Origin of the sequence: Methylibium rhizosphaerae (assembly GCF_006386545.1) — a bacterium.
In the GTDB taxonomy this organism is placed as follows: domain Bacteria; phylum Pseudomonadota; class Gammaproteobacteria; order Burkholderiales; family Burkholderiaceae_C; genus Pseudorivibacter; species Pseudorivibacter rhizosphaerae.
Window position 1 is genome coordinate 25,464 of record NZ_SWAR01000046.1, and the last position, 15,113, is coordinate 40,576.

The window sequence follows — 15,113 nt, forward strand, 5'->3', positions numbered from 1 at the left end:
CTGTTTCCCCACTGGCCAAAACCATGCCCGCCGAACTCCGAACCGAACGCCGAAACCAGACCCTGGTGCTCACCATCAGCGACCCGGCGACACGCAACACGCTGTCACCCCAGGTCTGCGACGCCGGCGTGGAAGCGCTGGGCGTTGCCGAATCGAATCCGGAGTTGCGCTGCGTGGTCATCACCGGCGACGCAGACCATTTCTGCGCCGGTGGCAACCTGCAGCGCCTGGCCGCCAATCGCGAACTCGGGCGCGAGGCCCAGCGCGCGCAGCTGGCCAAGCTGAACCAGCTCGTCGAGGCGATTCGCGCGTTCCCGAAACCGGTGATTGCCGCGGTCGAAGGCGTGGCCGCGGGCGCCGGCTTCTCGCTCGCCCTGGCCTGTGACCTGGTGGTGGCCGCACAGGATGCGAAGTTCATCATGGCCTACAACAAGGTCGGCCTGTCGCCCGACGGCGGCGCCACCTGGCACCTGATGCAGGCCCTGCCGCGCGCACTGGCGCTGCAGCTCATCTGGCTGGCCGAGCCGGCTTCGGCCCAACAGCTGCAGCAGCTGGGCCTTGTCAATCGCGTGACAGACAAGGGCCGTGCGCTCGACGAAGCTCTGCGCATGGCCGACACCTTGGCGGGTTTCGCCGCCGGTGCGCTGGCCAGCGGCAAGGAGCTCGTGAACAACTGGCCGCAACACACGCTGGGTGCGCAGCTCGGCGCCGAGCAGGAGCACTTCGTGCAGAACCTGTTCGACGCCAATGGCGGCGAAGGCTTGCAGGCCTTCTTCGACAAGCGCGCGCCGCGGTTCGGTTGAGAAGGATGCTGAATGAACTCACGTCGCCGCATCTACCTGATGCGCCATGGGTCGGTTGACTACTTCCTCGAAGACGGCACCCCGGTGCCGCCCGACGACGTGCGGCTCAACGGCGAAGGCCGGCGCCAGGCCGACGCGGCCGGCGCGCTGTTCGCCGAATGCGGCGTGCAGTTCGATCGCGCCGTGGTGAGCGGTCTGCCGCGCACGGTGGAAACCGCCACCCGCGTGCTCGCTGCGCAAGCCGGCGCAGCACCGGCACTCGACGTCGACCCGGCCCTGCGGGAGATCCGAAGCGGCCGCCTGGCCGACATCCCGCGCGAGAACATCCGCGATGCCTTTCTCGGCGCGTTCCGCACCGGCCCCGGCATCGAGGCGCAACGCTTTCTCGGCGGCGAGTCGGTGGGCGAGCTGCTCGACCGCGTGCTGCCCTCCTTCGAGCGCTGGCTGGCCGATGCGAGCTGGAGCTGCCTGCTGATGGTGCTGCACGGCGGCGTGAACCGCGCTCTGCTGTCGCGCTCGCTGGCCGGCGAGCGAGCGTTCTTCGGCCGCATGGAGCAGGCGCCTGCCTGCATCAACGTGCTGGAGGTCGGCGACAGCGAGGCCATCGTGCGCGCGGTCAACCTGGCGCCCACCCAGTGGCTGCACGAGCGCGAGCGCTACACCACGATGGAAAAGCTGCTGGCGCAGTACCAGCGCATCTCGCTGCCGGTGTAGGGCTCACGCATCGCCCCCTGCTGCCCAGGCGCGCCTAGTTCACTGACGCAGTGGACTAGGTTCTGTAGCTCGGATCCTTGCGGTCGAGCCGGCGCAGCAGGCCCGGCCACACCAGCTGCGCGCCCTGCCCCTTGGTGGCCTGTGCCGCCTGCTGCATCGCGGTGGCGATGACCTGCGGCTCCACTTGCGTGAGCTCCGAACCTCCGGCCATCGCCCGCACCTGCATGTTGCAGGTCGTCTCAAAGAAGTACATCGCCATGAAGGCATCGGCCACCGTGGGGCCGAGCGTCAGCAGGCCATGGTTGCGCAGCATCAGGTAGTTCTTGTCGCCCAGGTCCCGCACCAGGCGCGGCTTCTCGTCGTCGCGCAGCGCCACGCCTTCGTAGTCGTGATAGGCAAGGCTTGCCAGCACGAAGATCGAATGCTGTGAGATCGGCAGCACGCCATGCTTCTGCGCCGACACCGCCACGCCGTTGAGGGTGTGCGTGTGCAGCACGCAATGCGCGTCGTGCCGCGCCGAATGGATGGCGCTGTGGATGACGAAGCCGGCCGGGTTCACCGGGAACGGCGACTCGTCGAGCTTGTTGCCGTGCACGTCGATCTTCACCAGGCTCGACGCGGTGATCTCGTCGAAGAACATGCCGTAGGGGTTGATGAGGAACTGGTCCTCGGACCCTGGCAGGCGCGCGGTGATGTGGGTGAAGACGAGGTCGTCCCACTTGAACTCCGCCACCAGCCGATAGGCCGCAGCGAGGTCCACACGAGCGCGCCATTCCTCGGGGCTCACCTCGTTCTTCAGGCTCGGGATCTTCAGGGCTTGCGTGGTGTCCATCGTGGGTCTCCTCCTATGGACAATAGCGATCTCGCACTGCAGCATGCTGTCACTTCAGAGACAAGACATGAATACCCCGGTTCTTACAATCCAAGAGCGACAAAACATCGAAACAGGCTCGTGGTTTTCAAAGCTCTCACCTGCATTGCGCAATGCCATCCTGGCGCGAGCATTGGTGAGGCGCCTGCCGGACGGCGCGTTGATGTCTTCTCGCGGCGAGCCTGCGGACGAATGGGTCGGGGTCGCCAAGGGCGCGGTGCGCATCAGCTCGGTGTCGCTGTCGGGCAAGCAGATCGCGCTCACCTATGTGGAGCCCGGCATCTGGTTCGGCGACACGGCCCTCATCGACGGCATGCCGCGCACGCACGACGCCAACGCGCATGGCGAAACCACGGTGCTGGTGGTGCGCAAGCCCGACTTCAAGGAGCTGCTTGCGCAGCATGTGGAGCTGTACGACGCCTTACTGCGGCTCAACTGCCGGCGCCTGCGCCTCGTGTACCACCTGATCGAAGACCTCAACACGCTGCCGCTGTCGGCGCGGCTGGCCAAGCAGATCCTGCAGCTCGCACGCAGCTACGGCATCGCGCAGGGCGACGAGATCCGCATCGGCCTGCAGCTCGCGCAGGAAGACCTGGCGCAGTTGCTCGGCGCCTCCCGCCAGCGCGTGAACCAGGAGCTCAAAGGCTTCGAACGCGAAGGCGCCGTGCGTGTGGAACCCACACGCCTGGTCGTGCTGTCGCGCGACAAGCTGCTGGCCATCGCTGAAGGTTGACCGCCGCCTGACGACACCCGGTTGCAGGCGGCTTCTCTTTTCTCCAGAAGAAAGCCCATGGACGCCTACACCGGAACCAAGCCCGTCTCCGCACAACAAGCCTTCGACACCGGCGCGCTCGAAGCCTACCTGCGCGCCAACCTGCCCGGCTTCGAGGGGCCGCTGTCGGTCGAGCAGTTCAAGGGCGGCCAGTCGAACCCGACCTTCAAGCTGGTAACGCCGCGGCGCTCCTACGTCATGCGGGCCAAGCCCGCGCCCGCGGCGAAGCTGCTGCCCTCGGCCCACGCGATCGACCGCGAGTTCAACGTGATGCGTGCGCTCGCCGGCACCGAGGTGCCGGTGGCGCAAATGCACCTGCTGTGCGAAGACGAGTCGGTGATGGGCCGCGCCTTCTACGTGATGGAGTTCGTCGAAGGCCGCGTGCTGTGGAACCAGGCACTGCCCGACATGAACAACACCGAGCGCGCCGCCATCTACGACGAGATGAACCGCGTGATCGCCGCGCTGCATCGGGTCGACTTCAAGGCGCGCGGACTGGCCGACTTCGGCAAGCCCGGCAACTATTTCGAGCGCCAGATCGGCCGTTGGACCAAGCAGTACCAGGCCTCGATCACCGAGCCCAACCCGGCGATGGACCGGCTCATCGAATGGCTGCCTGCGCACATTCCGGCCAGCGCGCGCGACGAAAGCCAGGTGTCCATCGTGCATGGTGACTACCGGCTCGACAACCTCATCTTCCACCCCACCGAGCCTCGCGTGCTGGCGGTGCTCGACTGGGAACTCTCCACGCTCGGCCACCCGCTGGCGGACTTCAGCTACCACTGCATGTCGTGGCACATCCCCCATGGCGCGTTCCGCGGCATCGGCGGCCTGGACATCGCCTCGCTCGGCATCCCGAGCGAGCGCGAATACATGCAACGCTATTGCGAGCGCACCGGGCGCGGCAGCGGTGACGCGCTGGTGACTGACTGGAACTTCTACCTCGCCTACAACCTGTTCCGTATCGCCGGCATCCTGCAGGGCATCGCAAAGCGCGTGGTCGACGGCACCGCATCGAGCGCAGAAGCGAAGCAGGCAGCCGCCGGCGCCAAGCCGCTGGCCGAACTCGGCTGGTCGATCGCCCAACAGATTCGCTGACGAGAGGAAGCTCCATGGACTTCGACTACTCACCGCGCACCAAGGACCTGCAGGCCAGGGTGCGGGCCTTCATGGAAGCGCATGTCTATCCGAACGAGGCGCGCTACTTCGCCGAGATCGAAGCCAACACCCAGGCCGGGCGCCGCTGGACGCCGCTGCCGGTGATCGAGGAGCTCAAGCCCAAGGCACGCGCCGCCGGCCTGTGGAACCTGTTCCTGCCGGAAAGCGAGCTCGGTGCAGGCCTCACCAACCAGGAGTACGCACCGCTGGCCGAGATCATGGGGGCGGTGCCCTGGGCCAGCGAGGTGTTCAACTGCTCCGCGCCCGACACCGGCAACATGGAAGTGCTGGTGCGCTACGGCACCGAAGAACAGAAGAAGCGCTGGCTCGCGCCGCTGCTGCAAGGCGAGATCCGCAGCGCATTCGCGATGACTGAACCGGCGGTGGCCTCGTCGGACGCCACCAACATCGAGTCGCGCATCGAGCGCCAGGGCGACGAATACCTCGTCAACGGCCGCAAGTGGTGGACCTCCGGCGCCGGCGACCCGCGCTGCAGGATCTACATCTTCATGGGCAAGACCGATCCGGACGCGCCCAGGCACAGCCAGCAGTCGATGATCCTGGTCCCCGCCGATACGCCGGGGGTCAAGGTGCTGCGCCCGCTCACCGTGTTCGGCTATGACGACGCGCCGCACGGCCACATGGAAGTGCTGTTCGAGAACGTGCGCGTGCCGGCCTCGAACATGCTGCTCGGCGAAGGCCGCGGCTTCGAGATCGCGCAGGGCCGGCTCGGCCCGGGCCGCATCCACCACTGCATGCGCCTGATCGGCCTGGCCGAGCGTGCGCTCGAGCTGATGTGCAAGCGCGCCTCGTCACGGGTGGCCTTCGGCAAGCCGGTGGCCGCGCAGACGGTAACGCAGGAGCGCATCGCCGAGGCACGCTGCATGATCGAGCAGGCCCGCCTGCTCACGCTGAAGGCGGCCTGGATGATGGATGTGGCAGGCAACAAGACCGCCAAGGCCGAGATCGCGATGATCAAGGTGGTGGCACCCAGCATGGCCTGCCAGGTGATCGACTGGGCGATCCAGGTGCATGGCGGCGCCGGCATGTGCGACGACTTCCCGCTCGCCTACTTCTACACCGCCGCGCGTACCCTGCGCTTTGCCGACGGCCCCGACGAGGTGCATCGCAACGCGATTGCCAAGCTCGAACTCGGCAAGCACGCCCGCTAGTCAGTGCCGGGCTACTGGCGGCGCTGCTTGTTGTCGCCGCTCGGGAACTCGGGCTGCAGCTGGCTGTGCCAGGCGGTGGAGGTGGTGCTGGGCCACGCGCCGCCGCCTTCGTTGTAGTTCTCGGCCGCTGCCATGGCGCGGCGCACCGCGCAGTCGTACAGGGCCTGCACTTCCTCGAGCAGCGCGACGTCGAGGCTGGGTGCTTCCAGCCTCAGGTACACCCGCCCGCGCAAGGTCATGAGCACGAAGGGCGGGTCGCCCGCCAGGCTGCGGGTGGTGGCTTCCTCGAGCCTTGCCGCCAGTTCGCCTTCGACCCAGGTCGCCACCGGCGGAGCGGCGCTGGCCACCGCGACGAAGCGCCCGCGCAAGCCTCGATACGTCGACAGGTTCACCTTCGGGAACATCGCCAGCCAGCGCATCTCTTCCGGCATGGAGTTGTCGATCTGCGTCTGCATGTCCTGCGTGAAGCGATCGAAGGCATCTGCTTCCAGGCGCTCGGCCAGGCTGCGCGAAATGAGCAGCATCTGCAGGCCATGGGGCAGCGCGAGCTCCGCGCGCAGGCGCAGTTCGCGGCCGCCGATGTAGCTGCGCTGCGGGTCGCCCCATTCGAGCCGCCACACGTAGTTGTCCTTGCGACCCTCGACGACAAAACCCTGTTCGTCGCGCACCTTCTTGAATTCGAGCCCGTGCTGCTTGGCCCACGTGGCCAGAGGACGGCCGTCCGGGCCGCCCGGGGTACCGCCGATCCAGCGCTTGAAGGAGTCGAGCATTTTTGTGGTTCGTCGGCTAGAGTCCGCGCTATTGCGAACATCCACCGACAACAAGAGAGCGAGCAATGATCGAAGTGTATTCCTGGGCCACGCCCAATGGGCACAAGGTTCACATCATGCTGGAGGAGTGCGGCCTGCCTTACCGCGTGATCCCGGTGGACATCGGTGCGGGCGACCAGTTCAAGCCCGGCTTCCTCGCCATCAGCCCCAACAACAAGATCCCGGCCATCGTGGACCCCGACGGCCCCGAAGGCAAGCCCATCTCGCTGTTCGAGTCGGGCGCCATCCTGCTCTACCTCGCGGGCAAGACGGGCAGGTTCCTGCCCGAAAGCGTGACGGCCCGATACGAAGTGCTGCAGTGGCTGATGTTCCAGATGGGCGGTGTGGGCCCGATGCTCGGCCAGACGCATCACTTCCGCAACTACGCGCCCGAGAAGATCGACTACGCCATCAACCGCTACACCAACGAAGCCAAGCGGTTGTACGCCGTGATGGACAAGCGCCTGTCGAAGTCCAGGTACATGGGCGGCGCCGAATACTCGATCGCCGACATCGCGATCTTTCCGTGGCTGCGATCCTGGAAGAACCAGGGCATCGACTGGGCCGACTACCCGGTGCTCAAGGGCTGGTTCGACGAGATCGCCGCCCGGCCCGCCGTGCAGAGGGGCGTGGAGGTGCTGGCCGCCCAACGCAAGCCCATCACCGACGACAAGGCGCGCGAGATGCTGTTCGGCGCCGAGCAGTACAGGCGGCATTGAACTGATGTCAGCACCCCGGCCGGCGAGTACGCCGGCCACCCCTCCGCAAGGGGCCGGGCCTTGCTTGGGAGCGGCCCGGCGCTGCGGCCCGACAGGTGACCCTCACACTTGTCCGTGGTGTGCCTGCGAGGCTGCGTCTGCCGCGAACATGACGCCTTCGGGAACTTCACCGTCGCTTTTATCATCCAGCACCCGGCTCTGGTGCATCGGGCTGCCACATTGCCCGGCGTTGCCTTGAGTTGAACGCCGCCCGCGCCACGCGGGCATTCCGACGTCCAACCTTTGGTTCAAGGCGTGCACGACCTCACCGTCATCACCACACTCGTCGGCGCGCTGCTCGCCGCGCTGCTGCTCGGCTGGCTGACCCAGCGCATCGGGCTGTCCACCATCGTGGGCTACATGCTCGCAGGCATCGTGGTCGGCCCCTTCACGCCCGGCTTCGTGGCAGACACGCGGCTGGCCTCGCAGATGGCCGAGATCGGCGTGATCCTGCTGATGTTCGGCGTGGGGCTGCACTTCCATCCGCAGGAGCTGTTGCGGGTGTGGCGCCTTGCGGTGCCGGGCGCCATCGGCCAGAGCGCGCTGGCCGGCCTGGCAGGCTGGGCGCTGGCGCGGGCCTTCGGCTGGTCGCATTCGGCCGGCGCGGTGTTCGGCATGGCGCTGGCCGTCGCGAGCACCGTGGTGCTGATGAAAATGCTGGTCGAGCAGGACCGGCTGAGCGAACGCGACGGTCACGTCGCGGTGGGCTGGCTCATCGTCGAAGACCTGTTCACCGTGGCCGCGCTCGTGGTGCTGCCGGCCATGGCCTCGGGCGGCACCGATGCCGGCAACCTGCTGCCGGCCCTGCTCAAGGCGCTGGCGCTGGCCGGCACTTTCGCCCTGCTCGTGTGGATGCTGGGCACGCGCGTGCTGTCATGGCTGATGGAGCGCATGGTCCGCGCCGGCTCGCACGAACTCTTCACGCTCACCGTGTTCGTGGTGGCGCTCGGCGTCGCGGCCATCGCGGCCGAGGTCTTCCACGTGTCGGTCGCGCTGGGCGCCTTCTTCGCCGGGCTGGTGCTCGGACAGTCGCGCTTCGGGCCGCAGGCCGCCGCCGACATGGGCCCCTTCCGCGACGTGTTCTCGGCACTGTTCTTCGTGTCGGTGGGCATGCTGTTCAATCCCGCCTTCGTGCTCGAGCGCCCCGGCCTCGTGCTGGCCGCGCTGGCCATCGTGATGGTGGTCAAGCCGCTGGCGGCCTGGCTGATCGTCGCCGCGCTGCGCGGCACGGTGCGCACCTCGGCCACTGTGGCGGTGGGGCTCGCGCAGATCGGTGAGTTCTCGTTCATCCTGGGCAGCCTGGGTGTGGCGCTGGGCATCCTGCCGCGCCAGGCGATGGACACCCTCGTCGTGGTGGCCATCGTGTCCATCGCGATCAACCCGGTGCTGTTCCGCTTCGCCGCCAGGCTCCTGACCAGGAGGGCACGCGCAGAAGAAGCCGCCAGCGCCGCCGAGCGCGCGCACCAGGCCGCAACCGCCCCGCCGGCCGCGGTGCCCGTCGTGATGGTCGGGTTTCGTTCGCTGGGCCGGCGCTTGGCGCGCCGCTGCGCCGACATGGGCGTCGTGCTGCGAGTGGTCGACACCGACGACGGCGAGGCCCAGGCCGGCCTGCCGTTCGAGCGTGTGGTGGGCGACCCCACCGACCCCGAGCTGCTGCGCGCCGCCGGCGTGGCCGAGGCACGCACGCTGCTGGTGGCCGACCTGTCCCTGGCCGACAAGATGCAGGTGTGCCGCGCCGCGCGGCAGCTGAACCCGCGAGTGGCCATCATCAGTGCCGCAGCCAATGACGCCGAACGGGCCTGGCTGCAGGAGTTCGGCGCGCACTTCGTGTGTGACGCGCTCGACGAGATGAGCGAACAGCTGGCGCGCTCGGTGCGCGCCAGCCTGTAGTCGGCAGCCGATATTCAGCGACCGCGAGCCAGCGCAGCCGCCGTATCCGGCAGGTGCCCGGCCAGCCAGGCCGAGATGGCATCCGACAGCGCGCAGGGATCGGCGGGCTTCACGAGGTGCAGGTCGAAGCCCGCCTCGAAGGCTCGGGTCTGGTCCGCCTTGCTGCCGTAGCCGGTGACCGCCACCAGCATGGCCCCTTGCGTCTGCGGCAGCTTGCGCAGGCGCCGGGCCACCTCGTAGCCGTCGAGGCCCGGCAGGCCGATGTCGAGCACCACCACCCTGGGCGCATAGACCGGCGCGCTGGCCAGGGCCTGCAGGCCGTCGCACACCGTCTTGACCTCGTGGCCCAGCATGCCGAGGAACATCGCGATGGATTCCGCGGCGTCGTGGTTGTCGTCGACCACCAGCACGCGGCAGCCGGTGGCGGCCGGTGCGTCGCCCTGCTCGAGCATGAGCGGCGCGGCGCCCACTTCCACCAGGCATGGCAGGTACACGCGGAACTCGGCGCCCTTGCCGGGCCCTGCACTGTCGGCAGCCACGCGGCCGTTGTGCATCTCGACCAGGCGCTGCACCAGCGTCAGCCCCACACCCAGGCCGCCCTGGGCACGATCGAGCGTGCGCTTGCCCTGCTCGAAGAGATCGAACACGTGTGGCAGCAGCTCGTCGTCGATGCCGATGCCGTTGTCGCGCACGCCGATCACCGCCATGCCGTCGTCCTCGACGGTCAGCGACAGCTGGATGAGGCCGCCGTCCTCGGTGTACTTGGCGGCGTTGTTGAGCAGGTTGGCGACGATCTGCGACAGCCGCGCGAAGTCGCCGCGCATCCACACCGCCTGGTCGGGCAGCGCCAATGCGAGGGTGTGGCCGCGTGCGTCGATCATCGGACGCACCGTCTCGATGCTGTGCGCGATGACACCCAGCAGGTCCACCGGCTCGAGATGCAGCGCGATCTTGCCCTGGCTGATGCGCGCCACGTCCAGCAGCTCCTCGACCAGCCGCGTCATGTGGTTCACCTGCCGGTCCATCACGTCGTTGGCCCGGGTGAGCCGCGGGTCCGCCGGTGCGATGCGGCGGATCACTTCCACCGCGTTCCGAATCGGCGCGAGCGGATTGCGCAGCTCGTGAGACAGCATGGCGAGGAACTCGTCCTTGCGGCGGTTGGACTGCTGCAGCTTGTTCTCGGCCTGCCGGCGCTCGACGATCTCCGCTTCGAGGCTGCGATACAGGCGCACGTTCTCGAAGGCCACCGCCGCGCGGTCAGCCAGGTCGTCGAGCGCGCTCCATTCCTGCGGCGCGATGTCGGTTGCCACCAGCAGCGCACCCAGCAGGCGGTTGCCGATGGTGAGCGGCAGCACCGCCCCCAGGCTCGGCGGCGGCACCGGTGCCCCGGCGTCCGTATCCAGCGACACGAGCGCCGACAGCACCGAGGCATCGAGGTCGACGCGCATCTTCGAACCGAGGGCGCGGCCCACCGCGTCCTGCACGGCGGGCGGCAGCAGGCCCAGATCGCTCGCGGCGATGCGGCTTTCACCCGCGGCGGTGCACACGCAGCAGGTCGTGCGGGTTCCCTCGTGCGTGTCGCCCATCGTCATCAGCAGGGCCATGCAGCCCAGCGACGGCACCACCAGCTGCAGCAGCGTTCGGGTGCTGACCTCGGCATCGAGCGAATCGCCCAGCGCCCTGCTGGCGCGCGCCAGGAAGCTGGAGCGCCGGGTGTTCTCCTCGGCCGCTCGCCTGGCCGCCTCGGCCGCCACGAGCGCCAGCCGCTCCTCGGACTGCCTGCGCACGCGGCGCTGCATCTTGTGCAGCTCGACGAACACGCGCACCTTGCTGCGCAGCACCTCCGGCACCACCGGCGACAGGATGTAGTCCACCGCGCCCAGCGAATAGCCGAGGGCGGTCTGCATCTCGTCGGTGTAGGCGGTGATGAAGATGATCGGCGTGTGCGCAGAACGCTTGTACTTGCGGATGAGGCTGGCGGTTTCGAAGCCGTCGATGTCGGGCATGTTGACGTCGAGCAGGATCACCGCGAAGTCGCGGTGCAGCACCTCGCGCAGCGCTTCGCTGCCCGAGCGCACCAGCACGAGGTCCTGGCCGAGCTCCTCGAGCACGGTGCGGAAGACCAGCAGCTTCTCCGGCAGGTCGTCGACCACCAGGATGCCGGTGCGGTCATCGTCGGCGTCGGTGCCGGCGAAGCGGCCCTGGGGGTCGATCACGGACACAGCCAGCCCCGCAGCACGGTGAGCAGGTGGGCCGGATCCACCGGCTTGGAGATGTAGTCCCAGGCGCCCGCCTCGATGCACTTCTGCCGGTCGCCCTTCATGGCCTTGGCCGTCACGGCCACCATCGGCAGCTCGCGGCCCTGCGGCAGCCGCCGGATCTCCTTCATGGTTTCGATGCCGTCCATCTCCGGCATCATGATGTCCATCAGCACGATGTCGACGTCGGCATCGCTTTCGACGATGCGGATGGCCTCGCGGCCGTTGCCGGCCGACACGATCACCATGCCTTCGTCGGCCAGCACGGTGGCCAGCGCGAAGATGTTGCGCATGTCGTCATCGACGATCAGCGCCTTCTTGCCCGACAACGCATGGCGCGCTCCATGCACCTCCTCGATGGCTGCGCGCTCGCGGTCGGACATCGACGCGGGGCTGCGATGCAGGCAGAACGCGGTGTGCGCCAGCAGTGCCTGCGCGGAGTCCGCCTCCAGCTGCGCGAAGCCGTAGGGGCGTGTCGTCCAGGCCCCCTCCGCAGGCACCCCGCCCGGCCCGGTGAACAGCACCACCGGCAAGGCCAGCGCCCCCGGGCGCAGGTCCATGGCCTCCTGCACGTCTTCAGGGGCGAGCCAGCCGCTGGCCGCATCGATCACGAGGCAGTCCACCGTCCGCAATGCCTCGCGCGCGGCTTCCGGCGTGGCGGCCAGCACGATGTCCACGTCGTTCTCGAGCGACTCGATGAAGTCGTCGCGGACCTGCGAAGGCGGCATCACCAGCAGCAGGCGGCGCTGGGTGCGCTCGGCGAAGCCGTGCAGCAGCGCCAGGGCCTCGTCCACCACGTCCTTGGACTGCAGCGGCTTGGCCAGGAAGCCGATCGCCCCGGCCTGCAACGCGCGCTCGCGGGCGTCGTCGGTCGACACGATGCAGATCGGGATGTGGCGCGTCTCGACGTTGGTCTTCAGCCGATCGAGGATGCGCCAGCCCTGCATGTCCGGCAGAAAGATGTCGAGCGTGATGACCGACGGATGGAACTCGCGCGCCATCGTGAGGGCCCCGGCCCCGGTGGTGCTCACCAGGCCCTTGAAGCCGTTCTGGCGCGCCGCCTCGAGCAACACCTTCGCGAAGCCCAGGTCGTTCTCGACGATCAGCAGCACCCGGTCCTCGGCGGAGATGTGCTCCCGGTCGTCGCCCGCCACGTTGAGCGACAGCCGGCCTTCGTGCAGCGCATCGTCGGCGCCGTCGCCGGCCACCGGCTCGTGCAACTGCACCGGCTGCGCCACCCGATAGGTTTCGTGCTGGAGCGCGCGCGGCCGCTGTTCCACCTGCGCACCGCCGGCGGCGCGCGGGTGCCGCGGCGAACGTGCCGGGTTGTAGCTTTGCGGCAGGTACAGCGTGAAGGTGCTGCCTTTGCCCGGGGCGCTCACCAGCTTGATCTCGCCGCCCAGGAGGCGCGAGAGCTCGCGGCTGATGGCCAGGCCCAGGCCCGTGCCGCCGTACTTGCGCGAGGTGGAGCCGTCGGCCTGCTGGAAGGCCTCGAAGATGATCTGCTGCTTGTCCGGCGAGATGCCGATGCCGGTGTCCGACACCGAGAAGGCGATCACCTGCCCGGACCGGTTGAGTTCCTCGTTGTCCGGCGACCAGCCGCTCGCGGCGGTGGACAGCGAGAACACCACCGTGCCCTGGTGGGTGAACTTGAAGGCGTTGGACAGCAGGTTCTTGATGATCTGCTGCAGGCGCTTCACGTCGGTGAACATCGTCTTGGGCAGCGGCTGCTCGAGATTGATCAGGAAGTCGATCTGCTTGGACTCGGCGAAGTAGCGGAAGCTGCGTTCCACCGAGCGGTGCAGGTCGTCGAGCCGCAGCTCGCTGATGTCCACGATCACCGTGCCCGACTCGATCTTCGACAGGTCGAGGATGTCGTTGATGAGCATCAGCAGGTCGTTGCCCGAGCTGTGGATGGTCTTGGAGAACTCCACCTGCTTCGGACTCAGGTTGCCCTCCGGGTTCTTGCAGAGCTGGTCCGAAAGGATGAGCAGCGAGTTCAGCGGCGTGCGCAGCTCGTGCGACATGTTGGCCAGGAACTCCGACTTGTACTTCGACGTCAGCGCGAGCTGCTCGGCCTTTTCTTCGAGCGCCTGGCGAGCCTGCTCGACCTCCGCGTTCTTGCGCTCCACTTCCTGGTTCTGGTGCGCCAGCAGGCGGGCCTTTTCCTGCAGCTCCTGGTTGGTCTGCTGAAGCTCCTGCTGGCGGCTCTGCAGCTCCTCCGCCAGGGACTGCGACTGCTTCAGCAGGTCTTCGGTGCGGCTGTTGGCCTCGATCGTGTTGATGACGATGCCGATCGATTCGGTGAGCTGGTCGAGGAAGGCCTGGTGCACCGGGTTGAACCGCTCGAGCGAGGCGAGCTCGACCACGCCCCGCACCTGGTCCTCGAACACGATGGGCAGCACCAGCACGTCCATGGCCGCCGTCTCCGACAGGCCCGAAGCGATGCGGAAGGCCTGGCTCGGCACGTTGGTGAGCAGGATCTTTTCGGCGTCAAGCGCGCACTGTCCGACAAGGCCCTCGCCCAGGCGCACTTCCTTGCCGTGGGTGTGCTTGCCGCCCGAGGCGTAGCTGGCGAACAGCTTCAGCGCCGGCGTGTCGTCGGCCGTGTAGCTCATCACGTAGAACTCGGCCTGCTGGGCCCCCACCACCGGCGCCAGCTCCGACAGGATGAGCTGGCCCACGGTGACCAGGTCCTTCTGGCCCTGCAGCATGCGCGAGAACTTCGCGAGGTTGGTCTTCAGCCAGTCCTGCTCGGTGTTCTTCTGGGTGGTGTCCTTCAGGTTGCGGATCATCTCGTTGATGGTGTCCTTGAGCGCGGCCACCTCGCCCTGCGACTCCACCGTGATCGAACGCGCCAGGTCGCCCTGCGTCACCGCGGTGGCCACCTCGGCGATGGCGCGCACCTGGGTCGTCAGGTTGGCGGCCAGCTCGTTCACGTTTTCGGTGAGGCCCTTCCAGGTGCCCGAAGCACCCGGCACCTTGGCCTGGCCGCCAAGCTTGCCTTCAACGCCCACCTCGCGCGCCACCGTGGTCACCTGGTCGGCAAAGGTGGCCAGCGTGTCGGTCATGCTGTTGATGGTCTCGGCCAGCGCGGCGATCTCGCCCTTGGCCTCCACCGTGAGCTTCTGCTTCAGGTCGCCGTTGGCCACCGCGGTGACCACCTTGGCGATGCCGCGCACCTGCGAGGTCAGGTTGCCGGCCATGAAGTTCACGTTGTCGGTCAGGTCCTTCCAGGTGCCCGACACGCCCTTGACCTGCGCCTGGCCGCCCAGGCGCCCTTCGGTGCCCACCTCGCGCGCCACCCGGGTCACCTCGGCCGCGAACGACGACAGCTGGTCCACCATGGTGTTGATCACGTCCTTGATCTGCAGGATCTCACCGCGCACGTCCACCGTGATCTTCTGCGTGAGGTCGCCGCCGGCGATGGCGGTGGCCACCTTCGACACGTCGCGCAGCTGCACGGTGAGGTTGGAGGCCATCGAGTTCACGCTGTCGGTCAGGTCCTTCCAGGTGCCGGCCACGCCCTGCACGTCGGCCTGGCCGCCGAGCTTGCCCTCGGTGCCCACTTCGCGCGCCACACGGGTCACCTCGGCCGCGAAGCTGCGCAGCTGGTCCACCATGGTGTTGATGGTGTTCTTCAGCTCCGAGATCTCGCCTTTCACGTCCACCGTGATCTTCTTGGACAGGTCGCCTGCCGCCACCGCCTTGGTCACCTCGGCGATGTTGCGCACCTGGGAGGTCAGGTTGCCGGCCATGAAGTTCACCGACTCGGTCAGGTCCTTCCAGGTGCCGGCCACGCCCTGCACGTCGGCCTGGCCGCCCAGCTTGCCCTCGGTGCCCACCTCGCGGGCCACCCGCGTCACTTCGGCGGCGAAGCTGCGCAGCTGGTCCACCATGGTGTTCAC

11 protein-coding genes are annotated in these 15,113 nt (G+C 67.9%); 7 read left to right on the forward strand and 4 right to left on the reverse strand.

Annotated elements, in window-relative coordinates; all coding sequences use genetic code 11:
* The first annotated feature begins 23 nt into the window (after positions 1-23).
* Together E8D38_RS23820 and E8D38_RS23825 are read left to right on the forward strand one after the other, a co-directional pair.
* Complete coding sequence (locus E8D38_RS23820; RefSeq protein ID WP_140636363.1) at positions 24-803, forward strand: oxepin-CoA hydrolase, alternative type; 780 nt, start codon at positions 24-26, stop codon at positions 801-803.
* A gap of 12 nt (positions 804-815) precedes the next feature.
* The gene (locus tag E8D38_RS23825) at positions 816-1,517 is read left to right on the forward strand and encodes a histidine phosphatase family protein (protein ID WP_140636365.1); all 702 of its coding nucleotides are present in this window, start codon (positions 816-818) and stop codon (positions 1,515-1,517) included.
* Between the two features lie 55 nt (positions 1,518-1,572).
* On the opposite strand, the gene E8D38_RS23830 is transcribed toward E8D38_RS23825, so the two are convergent.
* Complete coding sequence (locus tag E8D38_RS23830; RefSeq protein WP_140636367.1) at positions 1,573-2,349, reverse strand: class II aldolase/adducin family protein; 777 nt, start codon at positions 2,347-2,349, stop codon at positions 1,573-1,575.
* A gap of 67 nt (positions 2,350-2,416) precedes the next feature.
* Between E8D38_RS23830 and E8D38_RS23835 the strand changes: the two genes are divergently transcribed.
* From E8D38_RS23835 to E8D38_RS23845, 3 genes are read left to right on the forward strand one after another with little or no spacing between them, the layout of a single operon-like run.
* The gene (locus E8D38_RS23835) at positions 2,417-3,121 is read left to right on the forward strand and encodes a Crp/Fnr family transcriptional regulator (RefSeq protein ID WP_140636369.1); all 705 of its coding nucleotides are present in this window, start codon (positions 2,417-2,419) and stop codon (positions 3,119-3,121) included.
* A gap of 57 nt (positions 3,122-3,178) precedes the next feature.
* Complete coding sequence (locus E8D38_RS23840) at positions 3,179-4,258, forward strand: phosphotransferase (RefSeq protein WP_140636371.1); 1,080 nt, start codon at positions 3,179-3,181, stop codon at positions 4,256-4,258.
* A gap of 14 nt (positions 4,259-4,272) precedes the next feature.
* Positions 4,273-5,490 (forward strand): acyl-CoA dehydrogenase family protein, encoded by a 1,218-nt coding sequence (locus tag E8D38_RS23845; RefSeq protein WP_140636373.1) that lies wholly within the window; start codon positions 4,273-4,275, stop codon positions 5,488-5,490.
* An 11-nt stretch (positions 5,491-5,501) separates the two neighbouring features.
* Here the strand turns inward: E8D38_RS23845 and E8D38_RS23850 are convergent, their stop codons facing one another.
* Entirely contained in the window at positions 5,502-6,260 is a 759-nt protein-coding gene (locus E8D38_RS23850) for a hypothetical protein (protein WP_140636375.1), read from the reverse strand.
* Between the two features lie 65 nt (positions 6,261-6,325).
* On the opposite strand from E8D38_RS23850, the gene E8D38_RS23855 reads away from it, so the two are divergent.
* Both E8D38_RS23855 and E8D38_RS23860 read left to right on the forward strand, forming a co-directional pair.
* Positions 6,326-7,018 (forward strand): glutathione S-transferase N-terminal domain-containing protein, encoded by a 693-nt coding sequence (locus E8D38_RS23855; RefSeq protein ID WP_140636377.1) that lies wholly within the window; start codon positions 6,326-6,328, stop codon positions 7,016-7,018.
* 294 nt (positions 7,019-7,312) lie between these two features.
* Entirely contained in the window at positions 7,313-8,947 is a 1,635-nt protein-coding gene (locus E8D38_RS23860; protein WP_181179390.1) for a cation:proton antiporter, read from the forward strand.
* Positions 8,948-8,961: 14 nt separating this feature from the next.
* Here E8D38_RS23860 and E8D38_RS23865 read toward each other — a convergent pair whose 3' ends face one another.
* Positions 8,962-11,163: a response regulator gene (locus E8D38_RS23865; RefSeq protein WP_181179392.1), complete on the reverse strand. Its 2,202-nt coding sequence runs from the start codon at positions 11,161-11,163 to the stop codon at positions 8,962-8,964.
* Positions 11,160-15,113 (reverse strand): response regulator (locus tag E8D38_RS23870; protein ID WP_140636383.1); only part of this gene is annotated, 3,954 nt, incomplete at its 5' end. The genes E8D38_RS23870 and E8D38_RS23865, both read right to left, overlap by 4 nt.

Excerpts from the sequence above, each read along its gene's own strand:
- E8D38_RS23855 (WP_140636377.1), top strand. The coding sequence starts at position 6,326 with ATGATCGAAGTGTATTCCTGGGCCACGCCCAATGGGCACAAGGTTCAC.
- E8D38_RS23820 (WP_140636363.1), top strand. The coding sequence starts at position 24 with ATGCCCGCCGAACTCCGAACCGAACGCCGAAACCAGACCCTGGTGCTC.
- E8D38_RS23835 (WP_140636369.1), top strand. The coding sequence starts at position 2,417 with ATGAATACCCCGGTTCTTACAATCCAAGAGCGACAAAACATCGAAACA.
- E8D38_RS23850 (WP_140636375.1), bottom strand. The coding sequence starts at position 6,260 with ATGCTCGACTCCTTCAAGCGCTGGATCGGCGGTACCCCGGGCGGCCCG.
- E8D38_RS23830 (WP_140636367.1), bottom strand. The coding sequence starts at position 2,349 with ATGGACACCACGCAAGCCCTGAAGATCCCGAGCCTGAAGAACGAGGTG.
- E8D38_RS23840 (WP_140636371.1), top strand. The coding sequence starts at position 3,179 with ATGGACGCCTACACCGGAACCAAGCCCGTCTCCGCACAACAAGCCTTC.
- E8D38_RS23845 (WP_140636373.1), top strand. The coding sequence starts at position 4,273 with ATGGACTTCGACTACTCACCGCGCACCAAGGACCTGCAGGCCAGGGTG.
- E8D38_RS23825 (WP_140636365.1), top strand. The coding sequence starts at position 816 with ATGAACTCACGTCGCCGCATCTACCTGATGCGCCATGGGTCGGTTGAC.